This is a genomic window from Paenibacillus haidiansis (assembly GCF_036553665.1).
Lineage (GTDB): Bacteria > Bacillota > Bacilli > Paenibacillales > Paenibacillaceae > Fontibacillus > Fontibacillus haidiansis.
On sequence record NZ_JAZHPZ010000004.1, the window covers coordinates 423,777 to 444,389 of the forward strand.

Annotated in this window: 17 protein-coding genes; 2 read left to right on the forward strand and 15 right to left on the reverse strand. The window is 53.8% G+C overall.

What is annotated here, in order from left to right; all coding sequences use genetic code 11:
- Positions 1–11: 11 nt before the first annotated feature.
- The 7 genes from V3851_RS11460 to V3851_RS11490 form a co-directional block, all read right to left on the reverse strand.
- Positions 12–785: a response regulator gene (locus V3851_RS11460; RefSeq protein WP_331846661.1), complete on the reverse strand. Its 774-nt coding sequence runs from the start codon at positions 783–785 to the stop codon at positions 12–14.
- The gene (locus V3851_RS11465) at positions 775–2,529 is read right to left on the reverse strand and encodes a sensor histidine kinase (RefSeq protein WP_331846662.1); all 1,755 of its coding nucleotides are present in this window, start codon (positions 2,527–2,529) and stop codon (positions 775–777) included. Before V3851_RS11465 ends, V3851_RS11460 begins: the two co-directional genes overlap by 11 nt.
- Before the next feature lie 196 nt (positions 2,530–2,725).
- Positions 2,726–3,622: a nickel transporter permease gene (nikC, locus tag V3851_RS11470; protein WP_331846663.1), complete on the reverse strand. Its 897-nt coding sequence runs from the start codon at positions 3,620–3,622 to the stop codon at positions 2,726–2,728.
- An 11-nt stretch (positions 3,623–3,633) separates the two neighbouring features.
- The gene (locus V3851_RS11475) at positions 3,634–4,638 is read right to left on the reverse strand and encodes an ABC transporter permease (RefSeq protein ID WP_331846664.1); all 1,005 of its coding nucleotides are present in this window, start codon (positions 4,636–4,638) and stop codon (positions 3,634–3,636) included.
- Between the two features lie 40 nt (positions 4,639–4,678).
- Positions 4,679–6,355, reverse strand: coding sequence for an ABC transporter substrate-binding protein (locus tag V3851_RS11480; protein ID WP_331846665.1), 1,677 nt, complete (start codon positions 6,353–6,355; stop codon positions 4,679–4,681).
- A gap of 96 nt (positions 6,356–6,451) precedes the next feature.
- Positions 6,452–7,450: an ABC transporter ATP-binding protein gene (locus V3851_RS11485; RefSeq protein ID WP_331846666.1), complete on the reverse strand. Its 999-nt coding sequence runs from the start codon at positions 7,448–7,450 to the stop codon at positions 6,452–6,454.
- Positions 7,447–8,433, reverse strand: coding sequence for an ABC transporter ATP-binding protein (locus V3851_RS11490; protein ID WP_331846667.1), 987 nt, complete (start codon positions 8,431–8,433; stop codon positions 7,447–7,449). Before V3851_RS11490 ends, V3851_RS11485 begins: the two co-directional genes overlap by 4 nt.
- Before the next feature lie 760 nt (positions 8,434–9,193).
- On the opposite strand from V3851_RS11490, the gene udk reads away from it, so the two are divergent.
- The gene (udk, locus tag V3851_RS11495; RefSeq protein ID WP_331846668.1) at positions 9,194–9,829 is read left to right on the forward strand and encodes a uridine kinase; all 636 of its coding nucleotides are present in this window, start codon (positions 9,194–9,196) and stop codon (positions 9,827–9,829) included.
- On the opposite strand, the gene V3851_RS11500 is transcribed toward udk, so the two are convergent.
- A complete protein-coding gene (locus V3851_RS11500; protein ID WP_331846669.1) occupies positions 9,826–11,820 on the reverse strand; it encodes a bifunctional diguanylate cyclase/phosphodiesterase in 1,995 nt (664 codons plus the stop codon). The genes udk and V3851_RS11500 overlap by 4 nt on opposite strands.
- Positions 11,821–11,965: 145 nt before the next feature.
- Positions 11,966–12,592 carry a polysaccharide deacetylase family protein gene (locus V3851_RS11505; RefSeq protein ID WP_331846670.1) on the reverse strand — a complete coding sequence of 209 codons (627 nt, stop codon included), beginning with the start codon at positions 12,590–12,592 and terminating at the stop codon, positions 11,966–11,968.
- A 102-nt stretch (positions 12,593–12,694) separates the two neighbouring features.
- Here V3851_RS11505 and V3851_RS11510 point away from each other — a divergent pair, with 102 nt between their 5' ends.
- Positions 12,695–12,829, forward strand: coding sequence for a hypothetical protein (locus tag V3851_RS11510; protein WP_331846671.1), 135 nt, complete (start codon positions 12,695–12,697; stop codon positions 12,827–12,829).
- A 25-nt stretch (positions 12,830–12,854) separates the two neighbouring features.
- Here the strand turns inward: V3851_RS11510 and V3851_RS11515 are convergent, their stop codons facing one another.
- The 6 genes from V3851_RS11515 to V3851_RS11540 all read right to left on the reverse strand — a co-directional run bounded on the left by V3851_RS11515 (position 12,855) and on the right by V3851_RS11540 (position 20,435).
- Positions 12,855–15,485 (reverse strand): cation-translocating P-type ATPase, encoded by a 2,631-nt coding sequence (locus tag V3851_RS11515; protein WP_331846672.1) that lies wholly within the window; start codon positions 15,483–15,485, stop codon positions 12,855–12,857.
- A 145-nt stretch (positions 15,486–15,630) separates the two neighbouring features.
- Positions 15,631–16,500, reverse strand: coding sequence for a cysteine ABC transporter substrate-binding protein (locus V3851_RS11520; RefSeq protein WP_331846673.1), 870 nt, complete (start codon positions 16,498–16,500; stop codon positions 15,631–15,633).
- A gap of 17 nt (positions 16,501–16,517) precedes the next feature.
- Positions 16,518–17,315 (reverse strand): amino acid ABC transporter ATP-binding protein, encoded by a 798-nt coding sequence (locus V3851_RS11525; RefSeq protein ID WP_331846674.1) that lies wholly within the window; start codon positions 17,313–17,315, stop codon positions 16,518–16,520.
- A gap of 20 nt (positions 17,316–17,335) precedes the next feature.
- Positions 17,336–18,013: an amino acid ABC transporter permease gene (locus tag V3851_RS11530; RefSeq protein ID WP_331846675.1), complete on the reverse strand. Its 678-nt coding sequence runs from the start codon at positions 18,011–18,013 to the stop codon at positions 17,336–17,338.
- A complete protein-coding gene (locus V3851_RS11535) occupies positions 17,994–18,659 on the reverse strand; it encodes an amino acid ABC transporter permease (protein ID WP_331846676.1) in 666 nt (221 codons plus the stop codon). The genes V3851_RS11530 and V3851_RS11535 overlap by 20 nt, the downstream gene beginning before the upstream one ends.
- Positions 18,660–19,046: 387 nt before the next feature.
- On the reverse strand, positions 19,047–20,435 hold the full coding sequence (locus V3851_RS11540) for an MATE family efflux transporter (protein WP_331846677.1): 1,389 nt from the start codon (positions 20,433–20,435) through the stop codon (positions 19,047–19,049).
- Positions 20,436–20,613 lie beyond the last annotated feature (178 nt).

A 20,613-nucleotide genomic window follows, 5' to 3' on the forward strand; every position in this document is an offset into this window, starting at 1 on the left:
TTTAAAACGCCCTATTTGTGTTTTTTGCGGTATGCCGTCGGAGTGAGCCCTTCGAACTCCTTGAAGATCTTAATGAAATATTTGGCCGTCTTGTAACCCGCCTCCTCGGCGATGTCGTCAAGGGGAAGGTCGGTCGTAATGAGCAGATCCTTCGCACGCTGAATTTTGCTGCGGGTTACATATTCGCTGAATGTCAGATTCAGCTGTTCCTTAAACAGTACGCTGAAATAGCTGGGATTCAGATGTACATGATCGGCTACTTCTTTCAGTGTGAGCTCATTCTGGAGATGATGGTCAATGTAGTGCAAGGCTTCGCGAATCGGACCGTTGGCCGTCACCGTTCTTGTATTGGCGTGAACCAGCTTGTCGTCAACCACCTTTTCGATGATTTCCGCCCGCTCCCGTTTTTCTTCGATCCGGAGGGCGTCCTCCACGGCCTCGATCAGCTTGCCGCGGCTGATCGGCTTGAGCAGATAGTTGACCACGCCAAGACGCAGCGCCTCTTGGGCATATTCGAACTCGGAATAAGCCGAAATGAGGATGACGACGGGAGACATATTTTGTTCCTTTATAGTCTTCAGAAGCGCCAAACCCGTAATTTCGGGCATGCGGATATCGGTCATCAGGATATGAATCTTCTGGCGGCGCATCACCTGGATCGCTTCTTCCCCGTTGTCCGCGGTAATAATCTGATACTTCCCGCAGGACCAATCTTCGAGCGTCTTTTTGATCCCTTGGCTCGTTCTCGGCTCGTCGTCAACAATTAAAATGGTCTTAGCATACATTTTCCCTGCCCCCATGAATTGGTATTTCAAAGGAAATCAGCGTCCCCTGATTGATTTTGCTTTCTATGGTAAGCAAGTTCCGCTCCCCCTCCTGATAGTACAGCTGCAGCCGCTTATATACGTTGGAAATGGCCATACCCTTGCCGAAACCGGACTGAACTCCTCCCTTTTCCATCGAAGAGATAATGTCGGCGAGCTTTTGCTCCTCGATGCCCGGTCCGTCATCCCGGACGGAGATCCGCAAAAACTCCTCATTGCGCGTAGGTTCAACCGTAACGGTAATCGTACAGTCGCCGATTTTATTCCCCGCTCCATGCAAAATGGCGTTTTCCACGAGCGGCTGAATCAGCAGCTTCGGTATCCTGACATAGTCCCATTCCGGGGAAAGCGAGATATGGCAATTCAACCTGTCTCCAAACCGCATTTTCATAATCTCCATATAATCCTTGATATGCTGGATTTCATCTTTGATAAATACCCAATCATCGTCGGACGGTTTGGTAATCGTATAACGAAATAGGTTTGACATCGCCACCACATGCTCCGCCAGTTCCCCCTGGCCGTTGTCCTCCAATGACCAATGGAGCGCATCCAGCGCGTTAAACAGGAAATGAGGGTTAATTTGCGCCTGGAGCGCCTTCAGCTCGCTGTGACTCCTCGTAATCTCTTTCTGGTAGACCATTTTGATCAAATGATTGGTTTCCTTCACAAGCTGGTTGTAGGTGCTGTTCAGTTCATTGATCTCACTGACCGCGGAGAACCCGGGGTTCATCGTCAGCGAGCCTTCGCTCGCCTGCTGCATCGTTTTCGTTAGCCGGTTGATCGGCTTCGTAATCATCGTGGAGAGAAGGACCGAACATATGACGAAAATCCCCAGTCCGATCAGGCCCGAAAACACAATGCCGATCTTTAGCGCATTGGAACCCACCATTAAAGCGCTTACAGGAGTGAGAATTACTACGGTCCAGCCTGTTTCGGACGACTTTTGCTTGGTCATGATGTAGTCCGTATTATCCAAGGTCACGGTGGATTCTTTGCTGTTTAGCACCTCTTCAAGCGAACCATTGTAATTCGAAATAATGGGGGTATTGTCCTCGCCCAAGAGAATGGAGTATGGCCTGGTCCCGTTGACAAGCCTTTGATTCGCAAATTGAAAATAAGAGCGGTCGATGCTGACGAGCAAATATCCGCCGTTGGTATAGTAATAATCAATCAGATTCGTTCTTCGGATCGCGAGGAAATAATTGTGGTCATTCGGATCTTCCCCGATCCAAACCAACTGGCCCTTCGCTTCGTTGGCCTTGGCTACCCATTCGTTGGGTATCCGCATCGAAAGCGGCGTATCGTCGAGCGGGAGAATCCGCTCCAGCATATTGGTATACAGCTCAAACGAGGAAATCCCGTCGGCATTGCCCATAAGCGTATACACAATTCCCTTCAACTTCTGCCGGTCATTGTAGCTCACCGGATTGTCGTAAAATTTGCGCAGTAAAATTTTCTGGGTATTATCGTTGGTAATGACGAGCTTGGAAACCATGTTGATTTGCTCATAGAGGGAATCGAACCGGCCGCTGGCTTCGACGGCTACCTGCTGAATCTGAGCTTCGGCGTTGTTTTGCAATAGAGAGGATACGGTCTTGAAGGTCAGAAAACTAACGATCAAAAGCACGATCACCATAACAATAATGAAGACGAACAGAATTTGGTTTCTGAGCGTGTTCATTTTGGCAAAAAATGAGTTCATTTGCGGGTCGCCTTCCTTGAAAAGGAGTATGGAGACAATGCGGAAATATACGATATGGAACTTTAGCACTACCGCCATTATAAGCGTGAATTCCCGGCTTGGGCAATCCCAGCCTGAAAAACAATGACGAAAAAGCTCTATCCGTACCGATAACGGCTTACGGATAGAGCTTTACGTTCCAATAACGGAACCGTGTTTAGTTCTTCATGCGCGGATCCAGCGCATCGCGCAAGCCGTCGCCCATCAGGTTGAAGGCAAGCACCGTGAGCATGATGGATATCCCGGGGAAAATCACCGTCCAGGGCGCGGTAGCGATAAACTGCCGCGAATCGGACAGCATTTTGCCCCATTCCGGCGCCGGCGGCTGGGCGCCCAGGCCGAGGAAGCCGAGTGCGGCCGCCTCGATGATCGCGCTGGCGATGCCGAGCGTGCCCTGCACGATGATCGGCGTCAGGCTGTTCGGCAAAATATGACGCAGCAGAATGCCGCTATTCTTCATGCCGATCGCCTTGGCGGCGGTAATGTACTCTTCGTTCTTCAGGCTGAGCACCTTCGCCCGGACCAGCCGCCCGTACGTCGGGACGTTGACGATCGCGATCGCGTACAGGGCGTTTTGCAGCGAAGGCCCGAGGATCGCCACGATGGCGATCGCCAGCAGGATGCTCGGGAAGGCCAGCAAAATGTCAAACAGCCGCGAGATGAGCATATCCACCCACTTGCCGTAGTATCCGGCGAGGATTCCCAGCAAGGTTCCGATCACGATCGAGCCGACGACAGAGAACGTGCCGACCCAGAGCGAAATACGCGCCCCGTACAGGATCCGGCTCAGGATATCCCGTCCCAGATCGTCCGTGCCAAACCAATGCGCCGACGACGGCGGCTTGAGCCGGTCGGTCAGCTCCTGGGCTTTGTAATCGTATGGGGCGAGCACGGGAGCCAGCAGGGCAAGCGCGATGAACAGCACCATCATGATCAGGCCGGCCATCGCGATTTTGTTCTTGCGGAACGCCCGCCACGCATCCTGCCAAGGTCCGGAAACCTTTTCCTCCCGTAAGGTGGCGCCCGTAGTCAGATTTGTCGCAGTTTGAGCCATGGTCTCCCTCCTTACCGAAAGCGGATGCGCGGATCGACCGCCGCGTACAGCAGATCCACAATCAGATTGATGAATACGAAGATGAAGGCAATGATCAGAATGCCGGATTGGATGACCGGATAATCGCGGAAGCTGATTGCTTCATAGATATACCGCCCCACACCCGGCCAGGCGAAGATCGTCTCCGTCAGCACGGCGCCGCCCAGCAGCGCGCCGGTTTGCAGCCCGATCACGGTCAGCACCGGGATGAAGGCGTTCTTCAGCGCATGCTTGTAAACGACGAAAAATTGCGACAATCCCTTGGCTTTGGCCGTACGGATGAAATCCGAATTCATGACCTCCAGCATGCTGGAGCGGGTCATGCGGGCGATGACGGCCATCGGGATCGTACCGAGCGCCACGCTCGGTAGAATTAAATGCTTCATCACCGTCCATAATTGATCCCAGCGGCCGGCCAGAATGCTGTCCAGCAAATAGAGATTGGTCACGGCCTCGACCGGATCGCGCGCGTTCATGCGTCCGCTCGAAGGCAGCCAATCCAGCCTGAGCGAGAACACCCACTGCTCCATCAAGCCCAGCCAGAAAATCGGCATGGACACCCCGATAAGCGCGACGAGCATACAGATGTAGTCGAACCAGGAGTTCTGCTTCCAGGCGCTGATAATCCCCGCGTTGACCCCAAAGATAACCGCGAACAGCATCGCGGCCACCGTCAATTCCGCCGTAGCCGCCAGGTAAGGCCCGATCTCCTTGGCAATCGGCACTTTCGTGCGGATCGATTGCCCGAGATCGCCTTGCAGCAGATCACCCATGTAGGTGAAATACTGCTGGTACCAGGGATTATTCAAACCGAGCTGCTCCCGCAGCGCCTCTTTGGATTGCTCCGTGGCCTTTTGGCCCAGAATCGTCTCCGCGGGATCGCCGGGAATCGCGTGAATGATCGAAAATACAATCAATGTCATGCCGATCAGGACGGGAACCATTATTAACAGCCGTTTAAGAATATATGATTTCAAGAAAAGGTTCACCTGCCAACCGGGTTAAAGAATCACCCGTTTATTCGAAATATATGTTGCTGTAGTATTCGGTTCCCGTCGGAGCCGGCACATAGCCCTTCAGGTTTGCTTTAGCCGCCAGCAGAGGTGTGGTGTGCACCAGCGGAATCCATGGCGCATCGTTCTTGATGATCACTTGGGCTTGTTTATACAGTTCTTCACGTTTGGCTTGATCCGTTTCGGTTTGCGCCTGGATCAACAGCTTATGCAGCTCGTCATTGGCGTAATAGCTGTAGTTATTCGATGGAATCGCATCTTTATCAAGCAGCGTATACAAGAAATTGTCCGGGTCTCCATTGTCGCCGGTCCAGCCGAGCATGTAGATATCGTCCTTCTCGCCGGCTTGGGCATCGTCCAGATAAGTCGCCCATTCCGGAGATTCGATATTTACTTTGACGCCGATCTTCTCAAAATCCGCTTGAATGACTTCCGCTACCTTTTTGCCGTCAGGCATGTACGGACGGGATACCGGCATCGCATAGAAGGTATATTCCCCAGGCAAGCCGTTTGGATAACCCGCTTCGGCCAGCAATTGCTTCGCCTTTTCCAAATCGTACGGATAATCTTCAATAGTATCGTTATAGCCCCACAGGGACGGCGGCATCGGGTTGACGGCCGCTTGCGCTTGCCCCGCGAAGAAGGCGTCGATAATGCCTTGTTTGTTTACCGCGTGGTTCAGCGCCTGTCTCACTTTGACATCGTTAAAAGGCTCTTTCTTCAGGTTGAAGCCGACATAGCCGACATTGTTGGCCGGGCGTTCGATCTTTTGCAGCTCCGGATTGGCTTCCAGCGTCGCCAGATCGTCCGGGCTCAAATCTTCCATCAGATCGATTTCCCCGCTTTGCAGCGCGTTAAACCGTGCGGAGTTGTCCGGGATGGAACGAACGATAACCTTGTTCAGCTTCGGAAGGCCTTCCTTCCAATAGTTCGGGTTCTTCTCCAGCGTAATGGAGTCGTTGCGCTTCCATTCCTTGAATACAAACGGCCCGGTACCGACCGGCTCGTTCTTGAAGTTCTCCTTCTTCTCCTGAATCGCCGTCGGGCTGGCGATCCCGAAGGAGGTCATCGCCAGGTTTTGCAGGAACGGCGCCTGCGGCTGGTTCAGTGTAAATTCGACCGTATTCGCGTCGATCGCTTTCACTTCCTTAATGACCCGGCTGCCGTCGGGACCGAACATCGAATCGTAATAGTCGAAAGAGTCTCCTTCAAATTTGTATTCACTGTTCGGGTCGGACCAGCGCGTAAAGTTGAATACGACCGCATCGGCGTTGAAATCCGTTCCGTCGTGAAACTTCACGCCTTGACGTAATTTAAAAGTGTACTTTAGGCCGTCTTCCGATACATCCCAGCTTTCGGCCAGGGAACCTTGCACTTCCGTTGTTCCTTCCTTGTATTCCAGCAAGGAATCGAATACCTGGTGGGCAATCTTCAGTGACTCGCCGTCCGTGACGATCGAACCGTCCAAAGAGGCGGAATCCCCGCCGCGTCCCAAGATCAGCGTATCCTGTGACGAAGCCGCACCCTTGTTCTCTGTATCTCCCGCGTTCGTACCGGTATTCGCGGTTCCGTCAGCGGTCTTCCCCCCGTTGCCGCCGCTATTGCCGCCGCAGCCGGTGAGGGCTACCGCCACGCTTAGCAATAGGACTAACATCAATAAACTTAACTTTTTCGCCTTCATGTAATGTCTCCCTTCCCTTTTTAACATTATGTGTTTATATCAAGCCGGCCATGGGCCGGTATAAACCGATTCTGTGTTAAAGCCTGAAACGTGCACTTAAATCGCCTCTTCCTTGGAAAGCGGCTCAGTGAATAAATGGCATGCCGTTTGATGTCCGCTCCCGGTGGCGGCGAGCTCCGGCCGTTTGCTCCGGCAAATGTCCATCGCCAGCGGACAACGGGTATGAAAGGCGCAGCCTACCGGTGCGTTTGCGGGACTCGGAACTTCCCCCTGCAGCAGAATCCGCTCCGGCTTCACGTCGGGATCCGGCTCCGGCACCGCGGACAGCAGCGCCTTGGTATACGGATGCTGCGGCGAAGCGTAAAGCTCTTCCGTATCGGCGATTTCAACGATTCGGCCCAAGTACATCACGGCCACCCGGTTGCAGATATGCTTGACGACGCTGAGGTCGTGAGCGATAAAAATGTAGGTGAGGCCGAACTCCGCCTGCAGGTCCTGGAGCAGGTTGACCACCTGCGACTGGATCGACACGTCGAGGGCGGATACCGGCTCGTCGGCCACGATCAGCTTCGGCTGCAAGGCGAGCGCCCTGGCTATGCCGACCCGCTGCCTCTGGCCGCCGGAGAATTGATGCGGGTACCGCTGCAGGTGGCTCTTCGTCAAGCCGACGACATCGATGAGCCGGTTAATGGTGCTCTGCCGCTCCTTGGCCGGAACCCCATGCACGCGCAGCGGTTCCTCCAATATCTGCCGGACGGTGTGACGCGGATCGAGCGAGGAGAACGGATCCTGGAACACGATCTGCATATCCCTGCGCTTCCGGCGAAGCTGTTCGGCCGATAGAGACGTAATATCTTCCCCGTCGAACACGATCCGCCCGCCGCTCGGCTCGATCAGCCGCAGCAGCGACCGTCCCGTGGTCGACTTCCCGCAGCCGCTCTCTCCTACGAGCCCGAATGTTTCGCCCCGGGATACGGAGAAGGATACATCGTCGACGGCTTTCACGAATTGATCGGTCTTGCGGAACATTCCGCCGGAGACCGGAAAATATTTCTTCAAATGCTCGACCTGGAGCAGTGGTTGTTGTTCGCTCATACGGCATCCTCCTGCGATTCATGAAGCCAGCAGCGGCAGCTGTGCGCGGCCCCGTATTCTCTAAGCTCGGGCAATTGCTCGAGACACAGCGGCATGGCGTGCGGACAGCGGTCGGCAAACCGGCACCCCTTCATTCCCGCATGCAGGACCGGCACATTGCCGGGAATCGAGAACAGGCGCGGCCGCTGCTCGTTCATCCGCGGCACCGATTGGATCAAGCCCTGGGTATACGGATGAAGCGGATTTTTGAAAATTTCGCGGACCGGCCCTTCCTCCACCACTTTCCCCGCATACATGACCGCGACCCGGTGGCACATTTCGGCTACAACGCCGAGATCGTGGGTGATCAGCATCACGGCGGTGCCGTTCTCTTCGTTCAGCCGGCGGATGAGGTCGAGAATTTGCGCCTGAATGGTTACATCGAGCGCGGTCGTCGGCTCGTCGGCGATAAGCAGCTCCGGACTGCAAGAAATCGCCATCGCGATCATGACCCGCTGGCGCATCCCTCCGGAGAGCTGGTGCGGATATTCGTCCAGCACGCTCTCCGGCCGCGGAATGCCCACCTTCCGCAGCATTTCGACGGTATGCACGCGCGCATCCTTTCTCCCGAGCTCCCGGTGCAGCCGGATCGCCTCGCCGATCTGTTCGCCGACGGTAAACAGCGGGTTCAGCGAAGTCATCGGCTCCTGAAAGATCATGGAGATCGAGTTGCCGCGGATGCGCCGCATCTCCCGCTCCTTGAGCGGAACGAGGTCCTCGCCCTTGAACAGGATGGACCCGCCGACGATTTTGCCGGGAGGCTCCGGTATAAGCTTCAAAACCGAAAGGGAGGTTACGCTTTTCCCGCAGCCCGATTCGCCGACGACGCCGAGCACTTCGCCGGGATTTACGGTCAGATTGACGCCGTCAACGGCGGGAACTTCCCCACGGTCGGTAAAAAAGCTGGTACGCAAATTCTGAATCTGCAAAACAGGTTGGATCATCGTATTACAGCCTCTTTTCGCTATAGATTGAGCTTGCTGCCTAATGGGATGTAAGCTGTATGGAATTCGGGCAAACCGTCCACGCTATGTAAACATTTGTCCGTCTCCGCTTCCTTAATGCAATGCAGTAAAGCGATTGCATGCAAGAAATTCATGTCTGTAATCACTGGATAGATTCTGTGTCGCAGGCGATCAAGCAAAGTGTCCGCCAGTTTTCTCATGCTGCCCTGATTGTGGTGTAGTATTTGTATGTCGGGTGTTGGTTGTTGGTTGTGCAGGATCTTGTTGTATGGTACCGGCGGCCGTTCATGAAGTAGTACCGGTTTTGGGAAAAGGAAGTTTATAATGCGCAATCGTAGTCGAGGTTGAAGTTGAAGATTTGACAAAATCCGGTTTTTTATAACAAAAAATCGAACTTAGGTCAATTATTATGTTAGCATTTGTAACATACATGTTAAGATATTTTATAGATACTTTACAGTATTTTTAAAATCATGGCAATACAAAACTTGGAAGTCTCCGTCAATGAAACCCTTATGTACGACGCGTTTTCCAAGGAGCGGGAGACCCTTTTAACGACAATTCCCTTCCGCCAGTCCGGCGTGTCTCCATTGCTGATGTGATTTAACTTTACACATTTGTCATAACAACGTAAAATCGGACTTCTCCATATTGAACCATAATGATGAAAAAATATGTCCGCTATGCTACAATACTGGAATGTTCATCGGGAATTTACCTGGGAGGTTAATGAAATCGCATGTTAATCATCGGCATCGCCGGCGGCACCGGCTCCGGAAAAACAACGGTGGCCCGCTCTGTCATCGAACAGCTCGGGCCGGATAAAGTTACTTTTATATCGCAGGATAATTATTATAAAGACCAAACGAATTTGACCATGGAAGAACGTTTGCTTACCAACTACGATCATCCCTTCGCCTTCGACAACGAGCTGTTAATCGAGCATTTGACCTTGCTGCAAAGCGGACAAGCCGCCCACGCGCCGGTTTATGATTTTACCGACTATACCCGTTCCGAGACGGAGACGGTTCTGCTGAAACCGAACCGCATCGCGATTGTGGAGGGCTTATTCGTGCTGTATGACGAGAAGCTGCGGGAAATGCTGGACATCAAGGTATTCGTGGATACGGATTCCGATGTCCGCCTGCTTCGCCGTGTTCTGCGGGATATGGAAGAGCGCGGCCGCTCCATCCATTCCATTCATCAGCAGTATCTCGCCACGGTGAAGCCGATGCACGAGGCGTTCATCGAGCCGTCCAAGAAATATGCCGACCTGATCATCCCCGAAGGCGGGCATAACGAGGTCGGCATCAGAATGCTGTCCATATTGACCGAGAAGTATTTGCTCGGCGGCGGAAGCTGGCCGCTCGATTAAGGCGTCACCGTCCGCATCCACATTTCGATTTCATCGGTGTTCATCGGTCTGCCGTAATAGTAGCCCTGCATGACATGGCAACCGAGCTGCATCAGGAATTCGACGTGCTCCCGGCTCTCCACGCCTTCGGCAATCACTTCCAGTTCCAGATTTTCCGCCATTAAAATAATCGCGCTGATCACGGCCCGCTTGGTAGGCGTTTCCAGATTATTGATAAATAGACGATCCAGCTTCAAGGCGTCAAGCGGAATCCGGTCCAGCAGTCCGATCGAAGAGTACCCCGTCCCGAAATCGTCCATCGATATTCGGACGCCCATCTCGCGGAGGGACTCGATCTGCCCGATGATATCCTGAATATCGTGCAGGACCATCGACTCGGTGATCTCCAGCTCCAGCATCCGGGGGTGGAGCCCCGTTTCTTCCAGCGCATGCCGGATCATCGCCCGCAGCCTGCCGGTCTGAAACAATCGGACCGAAAGATTGACGGAAATCGGCTTATGCATTCCTCGGTCCTGCCAGATTTTGCACTGGCGGCAAGCCTGAAGCAGAGTCCATCTGGTCATGGGAACGATCATTCCGGTCTCTTCGGCGATCGGAATGAATTCGCCGGGCGAAACCATCCCGAGACGGGGGTGTTTCCAACGGATCAGCGCCTCCCATCCGGCGAGCAGGTTCTCCCGGGCGTTCCACTTCGGCTGATAGACTAAATAGAACTGATCGTTGTCCAAAGCCAGCCGCAAATCTTTTTCGAGCTCCATTTTCCGGACTTCCAGATGGCCCATTTCCTCACTGTAGAAGCAATAGCGGTTCTTCCCTGCTCCCTTGGCCCGGTACATCGCGGTATCCGCGGATTTCAGCAGGGCCGTACGGTCCTTGGCCTGTCCGGAGCCGATGCTGATGCCGATGCTGGCGGTTATGTATAACTCGTTTCCTTGTATGGAATATACTTTCTTCAAACTGTTTAAAATATCTTCCGCCAATATTTTGGCTTGTTCGTAATCGCAAGGCGCGGATATGAGCAAAAACTCATCCCCTCCGATGCGAAACACTTCCCTGCCGCTCTGCGCGAATTCGCTCAAACGCTTGGCCACCTGTTCAATGAGCATATCTCCGACCTGGTGCCCCAAGGTATCGTTGATCGCCTTGAACTTGTCGAGGTCCAGATAGAGCACTCCGATGCTGTCCTGCCCCCCTACCGTATCGAAAAAGCGGTTCATTTCGTTCCGGTTCGGCAGCCCGCTGACCGTATCGCGGTAAGCCATTTTCTCCAACACATAACGGTCGAACAGAATCGCGCACCAGGATACCAGAAAAATCACGAAAATCAATAAAGTTACTCCCAGCAGCAAGTATAAATCGATACCGTGCCTCGAAGAAAGAGGGATATTCTCACGGGTAAATTGCACGGCCTTCATGCCCGTATAATGCATCCCGCAGACCGCAAGCCCCATAAAGCCGGCGGACAGCCACTTCAGCCAACTGGTCGAATGCTGGTTGCGGAATTTAAGAAACAGCAGCAAGGCGGTAAACGCGGCGGCCAGGGCGATGAACACGGACAAAAGCACATACTTGATGTCATATTTCACTTCCGCCGGGACGATCAGCGCCTCCATGCCCAAATAGTGCATCGCCACAATGCCGATCCCCATGGTGAACCCGCCGACCGCCAGCTTAAATTTGCCGATCTTGGCCGGCAATGTTATATAAAACGCAATAAACGAAGAAATCACACTCACAATCATCGATAGCAGGGTAAGCCACAGGTCATATCTGACCTGAATTTGCAAATGAAAAGCCATCATTCCGACAAAATGCGTCGCCCATATTCCCGTGCCCATGACGAACGAGCCGACAAAAATCCAAAACAGGCGGATGATCCCGCTCCCCCGGGAAATTCGGGCCGTAATGCTAAGTGCGGAGTACGAAGCCATAATCGATATCCAAATGGACAGTGCAACGATATAGTAGTTAAAACTGCCTGTCAGATGCAACGCACTCCCTCCTGTTCCTCATGCTGTCTACATTGCTTATATATGATATCGGCTGAACTAGGTTTAATTTTAAATTTAAATTTTAAAAAAAGCCGAAGGCATTGGCCTTCGGCTTTCCACAATTTTCGCAATATTCCGTATGAGATTAGAACGATAACGACGAATGAAGCAATTCGCTCACGGTAAGCAGTTCGTACCCTTCCGCCTTCAGCTCGGATACGAGAATCCGCACGGCCTCGATGGTCTGGGACCGGTCGTCGAATCCGTCGTGAAAGATCAGGATGCCGCCGGCTCTTGCGACTTCCCGGCTTTTGTCGACGATATGCCGCACGCCGGGCATCTCCCAATCGGTCGCCGCTCCGTTGAGCGCTCCGATCGCCCGGTAACCCGACTCGTCCACGATTTCGGCCACTTGCTCATCATATGCGAAATAAGGCGGGCGGAACACCTTCGGGGCGCTTCCGGTGATTTCTTTGATCAATTCGCCGGTTCGTACCAATTCTTCCCTGCACTCCTGTTTCGTTAGCTCCGGCAGGGCCGGATGGTGATACGTATGATTTCCGATTTCATGGCCCTGTTCGTAGGCCGCCTTCACCAATTCGGGATGCTGTTCCATCTGGGTGCCGATCATGAAAAAGGTCGCTTTCCCGCCGGCCTCCCGGAAAATTTCCAGCACCTGCGGAGTATAAACCGGATTAGGGCCGTCGTCAAAAGTAAATGCAACCGCTTTCCTTTTTGTTTGAATTTCGTTGATAATTTGTAACTCGGGCATGGTTTGGCCATCTCCTTTAGCCTTTAATATAGGAAAGGATAATACGAAGCCGGGAGCCCGTCAATCTTCAATCTCATTTCTCGTAGTGGAATCGGCCGGGATGTGTATTTATTATTCCGGCACAGTATCCGCGACTCCAAGCTGGGCACAGGTTTGGCCAAGCTGGGAGTCGCGGCCACGGTGCGGAACTGGAAGACCATGAACAAGCTTGCGGAGCTCGCGTCCGATATGGAGTAAATATGCCGCTGGCCGAGGGTATCTATCAGGCCCGCTTGGCCTCGCCCCATCGCAGAAACACTTTGATAATCTCGTTGATCAGCAGCGGCACCAGAGCCAGCCCGACGACGATGCCCCAATCGGTCAAAGACAAGCTTTGCACCTGGAACGCCGCGGCCAAGAAGGGCACGGTGATCGAGATAAACTGCAGGACCAGGCCCAGAACGACGGCCCCGACCAGAAACTTGTTGCTGAATACGCCGATTTGGAAAATCGATTTGGTATCGCTTCTCTTGGAGAAGGAGTAGAACAGCTGCGAAGCCGCAAGCACGACGAACGCCATGGTGCGGGCATAGGTCATCGCGTCCTCCGGAATATCGCGCGCACCCAGGCTGTAGCCGAATTCCCTTAGCCCCAAATAGAAGGCGACCAGGGTCAAGGCGCCGATCAAAAGGCCCCCGAGCACCGCGCGAAGCGCCGCCCCTCCGGCGAAGAAGCCCTCTTTCGGGTCCCGCGGCTTCTTCCTCATCACATCTTTCTCGCCCGGGTCTACGCCGAGGGCGATCGCCGGCAGCGTATCGGTCACGAGGTTGACCCACAGAAGCTGGGTCGCGAGCAGCGGTAGCGGCCAGAAGAACACAATCGAGGCAAGGATCGCCACCACCTCGCCGAAATTGCAGGCAAGCAGGAAGGTGACGGTCTTGCGAATGTTCGCGTAAATGTTTCTGCCCTCCCGGATGGCGTGGACGATGGTCGTAAAGTTGTCGTCGGTGAGAATCATGTCGCTGGCGCCCTTGGACACGTCCGTTCCGGTGATGCCCATGGCCACGCCGATGTCGGCCGATTTCAGAGACGGCGCGTCATTGACCCCGTCCCCCGTCATCGAGACGATATTGCCCTGTGCTTTGAAGGCCTTGACGATCTTGACCTTATGCTCCGGGGAGACGCGGGCGAAGACCCGGATATTTTTGATTTTCCGCGCGAAGGCCTCGTCCGTCAGCTCGTCGATGTCTGCCCCCGTCATGCTCTGATCGAGCGATTCGGCGATGTCGAGCTCTTTGGCGATGGCGACGGCCGTATTTTTGTGATCGCCGGTAATCATCACCGGGGTGATGCCCGCCATTTTCGCCTCCCGGATCGAATCCTTCACCTCCAGCCGCGGCGGATCGATCATCCCGACAAATCCGAGCATCGTGAGATCCCGCTCCATCTCCTCGGGCGGCAGCTCGCGGCCGGTATCCTTGTACGCCGCCGCCAGCACTCTCAGGGCGTCGTTCGACATCTCCTCGGCCGCCTGCATATACTGCCGCTTCAGCTCCTCCGTCATCGGTACGACCTCGCCGCCCACGACGGCGGAAGTCGAGATTTTCAGCAGCTGGTCGATCGCCCCCTTCGTGTTCACCCGGAATCCGGTGCGGGTTCGGTTCAGGGTCGACATCAGCTTGCGGTCGGAATCGAACGGCTTCTCGCCGACCCGTTCGTATTCCGCTTCCAGCGATTTTTTCAATATTTCGTGCTGTTCCCCGTAAGCGACCAGAGCGATTTCGGTCGGGTCGCCGGTCCCTTCCCCGTTCTCGTATGTGGCGTCGGAACAGAGCACAAACGATTTAATCAGCTCGACCGGCGGTTTGTCGCCGAGCGGAGTCGCCGTATAATACTTGACCACCGTCATTTTGTTCTGGGTCAAGGTACCGGTTTTATCGGAGCATATAATATTGACCGAGCCCAATGTTTCCACGGCCGGCAGCTTTTTGACGATCGCGTTGATCTTGGACATTCTGGTGACGCCAAGCGCCAGCACGATCGCCACGATCGCGGCCAGTCCCTCCGGGATCGCCGCAACGGCCAGACTGATCGCGGTAAGAAACAGGTCGAGCAGATCCCTTTTTTGAAAAAGTCCGATCACGAAAATGAGCACGCAAATGCCGATCGCGATATAACCGAGCATTTTGCCGAGCTCTTCGAGCTTTTTTTGCAGGGGCGTCAGATCTTGTTCGTCTTCATCCAAAATTTTGGCGATCTTGCCCATCTCCGTGTCCATGCCGGTGGCTACCACCACGCCTTCGCCCCGGCCATACGTGACCAGGGTGGACATGAAGGCCATATTCGCCATATCGCCGATCGGTGTCTTGGGATCCGATAGAATCGCATTCGCATCCTTGTCGGAGGGGACGGATTCGCCGGTCAGCGCGGATTCCTCGATCTGCAGGTTGGCGCCGGAGAGCAGCCTGAGATCGGCCGGAATGGACCGGCCGGCATCAAGCACCACGATGTCTCCCGGCACAAGGTCGGTGGAGTCGATCTCCCTGACTTCCCCATCCCGCTTAACGAGCGACTTGGGGGTCGCCATTTGCTGCAGCGCTTCGATTGCTTTTTCCGCCTTTTGCTCCTGAAAGACGCCGATGACGGCATTGAGCAAAACTACCACGAGAATAATTATCGCGTCTATGTATTCGCCGACGATCAGCGTGACGACAGCCGCCCCCAGCAGCACATAAATAAGCATATCCTTCAGTTGCGCAAGAAATAAGGCAAGCAGCGTTTTCTTCGGCTTCCCTTTCAGCTTGTTCGGACCGTGCCGCTGCAGTCGGGATTTTGCTTCCCCGGCAGCGAGCCCGTTAGCGGGATCAACCTGCAGCTCCCGAATGACCTCTTCCTTGGATTTGGAATACCACACCCACGTTCACCTCAAATTATTAGGATAATTATAGATATTCTAAACCGAATCGGAGCAAATTAATCCGGAAATGGAAAAAAGGGCTCCTACATTAAGTATAGGAGGCCCTTCTCCGGATTACAAATATTCCCTCAAACCCCACTTCTCATTCGACTTTACCGCCTTCAACGACAAGCTGATCCGTAAAGCCTTCACCATAAACTGAATTCAGCGTCTCGTTATACGCCTGGTGAATATAATTCTCTTGGCCCAGCGTTTCGAGCTCCTGATTGATCCAATCGAGCAACTCTTGATTGCCTTTGGCGACGGCCGGAGCGATCGTATCCTGTCCGCCGAATTCCGGAATCGTAACGGTGAAGCCGGGGTTCGATTTCGCCCAGGCGATCAGCTCCGTGTTGTCATTGGCGATAGCGGCGCCGCGCCCGTCTTTAAGGGCCGAGAAAATTTCCGTGTATTGGTCGAATTTAAGCAGCTCGATGTCCGGGTAATTTTTGGTGAAATACGTTTCGGCCGTCGTCCCTTTGGCTACGATCAGCTTCTGTCCTTTCTCTTTCAATTGATCGATGGAAGTGATCGGGGCGCTGTCCGGCGAAACGATCCCGAAGGAAAGCTTCATATACGGAAGGGCGAAATCGACCTTCTCTTTTCTTTCGTCCGTTACGGTGAAATTGGCCATGATAATATCGACCTTGTTGGACTCCAAGTAAGCGACCCGGCTCGCCGCGTCCACGAGAACGAATTCCGCCTTGGATTCGTCCCCGAGCAAATCCTTGGCGAAGCGCTTGGCGATGTAGACGTCAAACCCTTGATTTTGGCCGTTCTCATCTACATATCCGAACGGCGGTTTATCCGCGAAGACCCCAATTCTGATCTTGTCATTCTTCTTGATCTGTTCGATGGAATTGAATTTGCCGCCCGAGGCGGATTTGCCGTTCCCGGAACCGCAGGCCGTCAGCGACGCCACCAGCAGAACCGCCATCAATAGCCATCCGATTTTCTTTACGCTTGTCTTCATCCTTCTCCATCCCCCTCTTAATGATCGTACTGAAATATATCCAGAAAGTGCTGGGCACGCTCTGATTCAGGCTTGGTAAAAAAACGCTCCGGCGGCGCGGTCTCCACGATTCGTCCCCGGTCGATAAAGACGATCCGGTCGCCGACCGATCTGGCGAAGCCCATCTCATGAGTGACGATGACCATCGTCATCCCCTGATTGGCGAGGCCGCGGATCACATCGAGCACTTCCCGGACCATCTCCGGGTCGAGCGACGCGGTGACCTCGTCGAACAGCATAATGTCGGGATTCATGCATAAGGCGCGGACGATCGCGATCCGCTGCTTCTGCCCGCCCGACAGCTCCCGCGGGTAAGCATGCTTGCGGTCGAGCAGCCCGACCCGCTCCAACAATCCTTCGGCCTGAAGGAGGGCCTCCCGCTTGTCTCTTTTCTGCACTTTAAGCGGTCCGAGCAAGATGTTATCAATCACATTCATATGCGGAAAAAGCTCATAGCTCTGGAACACCATGCCGATGCGCTGCCGCACTTCGCGCCAATCGGTGCCGGCGGCGGTCAAGTCCTTGCCCGCATAACCGATGCTCCCGCCTTGTACGGATTCAAGGCCGTTAAGACATCGCAGCAGCGTGCTTTTGCCGCACCCGGAAGGTCCCAGCACGACGATGACCTCCCCCCGCTTGACCTGCAAATCGATGCCGTCCAGCACTCTGCGCTCGCCGAATTGCTTCACCAGCCCTTTGATCTCCAGCAGGGTTTCCGTCTTTGTATCTGTTCCGGCAAGCTCCGCCGGGTTCGCGATATTCAATATATTCGCCATATTCGTCCTACCTCCCACAGCTAGCTTTGCCACCGGCGTTCAAACCGCTTGGACAGTTTCGATAACGGGTAACAAACGAGAAAAAACAGAATAAAGATGAAGCCGTACACCCAGAATGAGGCATTCGGCGCTTTGATGACGCCCAGCTCGATGATTTGCTGCCCCACCTTGACCACTTCGATGACCCCGATCAGCACGACGAGCGAGGTCGTCTTGATCATGCGCGTGGCGAGGTTGATCGTCCCCGGCAGCATCCGCCGGATCGCCTGCGGGATCAGAATGTGACGGTAAATTTGCGCAGAGCTTAAACCGAGCGCTTTGGCGGACTCGAGCTGATGCTTAGGCAAGGATTCAAGGGCTCCGCGCACGATATCGCCCATTTCCGCGGCTCCCCAGAGACTGAATACGAGAACCGCGGTCAGCTCCCCGCTGATCTCCACACTCATCATCGGCGTAAAGATGAAATACACCACGTAAAGCCAGACCAGGATCGGAATGATCCGGAACGCCTCCAGATAAAGGCGGAGAATGAACCGCAGCGCCCCCGACTTCAGCGTCCGGAGCAGCCCCATTAATAAGCCCAGAACCGTCCCGATCAGGATGGAGACAAAGGCGATTTCCACCGTGACGAGCAAGCCTCCGAGCAGCCGCAGGAAGTTCGATCCTTGAAACAATACCTCAATCCCCAAATTCCGCATATCTTACCTTCCTTTCGATCCAGGTCAACAAGAACGACAGCGGCAGAATCAGGATTAGATATGCCGCCACCAGCATAAGCAGCGATTCCTCCGTCTTGTAAAACATGCCGATCAGGTCTTTGGCTAAGTTGGTCAAATCCAGCAGCGAAATGGCCCCGACGATGGAGGTCTCTTTCAGCAGGAAGATCGCATTGGCGCCCAGGGACGGAATGCTGATGGAAAAAGCCTGCGGCAAAATCACGTGCCGGGCCAGTTGCATCCGCGACAGCCCGATGCTGAGCCCGGATTCGATCTGCACCCGGCTTACGGCTTCAATGCCGCTGCGGAACGCCTCGGTCATATAACTCCCGCCGAGGAAGGTCAGCCCCACGATGGCGCAGCTCATTTCGCTCATATGTATCCCGATCTTCGGCAGCCCGTAATACAGGAAGAATAACTGTACGAGGAGCGGAGTGTTTCTCGACAGTTCAATATAAGCCCGGATCAACGTCTGGAGGCCTTTCACCTTATAGTGCAAAATAATGCTGAACGCCAGGCCCACAAGCAGTGAGAGCAGAACGGCCCAAAAGGCCAGCTTCACGGTCAGCCACATCGCCTCGCCGTAAAGCGGCAAATTCTCGTAAATATAATTCCAGTCCAAATTCATCTCGTTCTTCAGTTCCCTTTTTAAATAATATATAAAATTTAAAATAATCCTTATTAATCCTATGTATTAAATCGGATATGTGAGATCGTGACACCGATTGTAACCTTTTCCCCAGTACTCGTCAAGTAGTTTGCGCACAAAGAAAGTGTTGTCACACTAGATAATTTGGCGGTAGGGCGTGATGCGGAGTCAAGCACATTCCTGCAAATGTGCAGTTTTTTTTCGAGCAGGAGGCACAAAAAAGAGAAATTCCTGCGATTGTGCAGGAATTTCTCGATTTAGCTCGTCTTATATGGATTTATGGGAAAAATACATGCATATTTGCAGGAATCCGGCTGAAGCATCGCCACGTTTCGGAAGAAGCTGCACTTTTGCAGCAATTTCCGGTCAAATCAATTTATGCGTATACCACTTTTTGCCGCGGAACCGCCAAAGGAAGAGAGCCCCCCGCACGCCCCACTCAAAGTTCATCGCCAGCCAGACGCCCAAAATGCCGAAGCCCAGTATAATGCCGAGCACATACCCCATGATGACCCGGAACAGCCACATCGTCATCATGGAAGTCATCGAGGTGAATTTCGAGTCGCCCGCGGCCCGCAGCCCTGACGGCAAAATAAAGCTGATCGACCACAGAGGAACCTGAGCGATCGTGTTGATCAGCAGGACGAGGAAAATATCGTCAACAATTTCGGCCGGCGGATTGAAAATCGAGACGAGCGGCCGGAACAACGGCATCAGAATGAGTCCGATCAGCAAAAGGGAAGCCGAGCCGAGAATTAGAAAAGATTTGATAAACTTCCGGGCATCGGCGATATTCCCCCGCCCGATACATTGGCCTACCACCGTTACGATGGTCAGGGACAAGGCGCTGGCGGGAATCTGGAATACCATCGACAGGGAGCCGGTGATCGCGTTGGTCGCGATGGCGTAGGTGCCCAGGCTGACGATAAACACCTGAGTCAACAGCTTCCCGCCGTTGAAAAACATCTGCTCCGCCGCAAACGGCACGCCGATGAACATGATTTTGCGCAGCATCGAAAGCGGGACTTGAAACAGATCGCGCAGACGCAAATGTAAGGTTGAGTCTATTTTGAACAAATAATACAGCGCGCAAGCGGCTCCCACATAACGGGCGATATTGACCGCCAGCGTCATCCCCAGCACGCCCATATTCAAAAGATTGATAAAGACGACATTAAGCGCGACATACAGCAGGTTCATAATAAGCGAAAGCATCAGTGAGGCCCGGGTCTTGCCGATCCCCCGGAGCGCACCGCAGACCGCCTGGACTACGGCGATGCCGAGGTAGGAGGCGCTGCTGCCGATCAAATAAACCCGGGCGTTCCCCAACACCTCGGGCGTGGCCGTTCCGAACAGGACGCTGAGCACGGGGTTGTGGAAGCCCATCAGCAAAAGGCCGATGGCCAGCGAGATCAGGGACACCACCGTCACGGCGCTCGCCGACGCCTTGGACACCATCGGGTCATTGCCGCTGCCCTTGTACTGCGCAACTACCACAGTGCCGCCGGTGGCGATGGCCACAAACACATTGATCAGAAAAATGTTCAGCGAATCCACCATATTTACCGCGCTGACCGCATCCACCCCGGACGAGCTGATCATGGCGGTGTTGACCAGGTTAAGTCCGACAATAAAAGCCTGATCGATCAGGATCGGAATAAACAAAGCTATGATTTGCCGGTAGTCCATCGACTCCCCGGAAAGGTATTTCTCCAAAAAATTACTCTTTTGCAGGCGTGCAGGGAGCTGCATCATGATCACATTCTTTTCTAGTAAAATGGAAAAAACCCTTCATGCGAAGAGCTTCTCAATAAGTGTATCGGTTAAAGAGCCTTGATAATTGAGGATAATAGGGCCGCCTTCACGATTTATATACCTGCTTGAAGATATCACTCGCCGCCGAATCTGTCAATGAAATTGGCCCTTTTTCGTA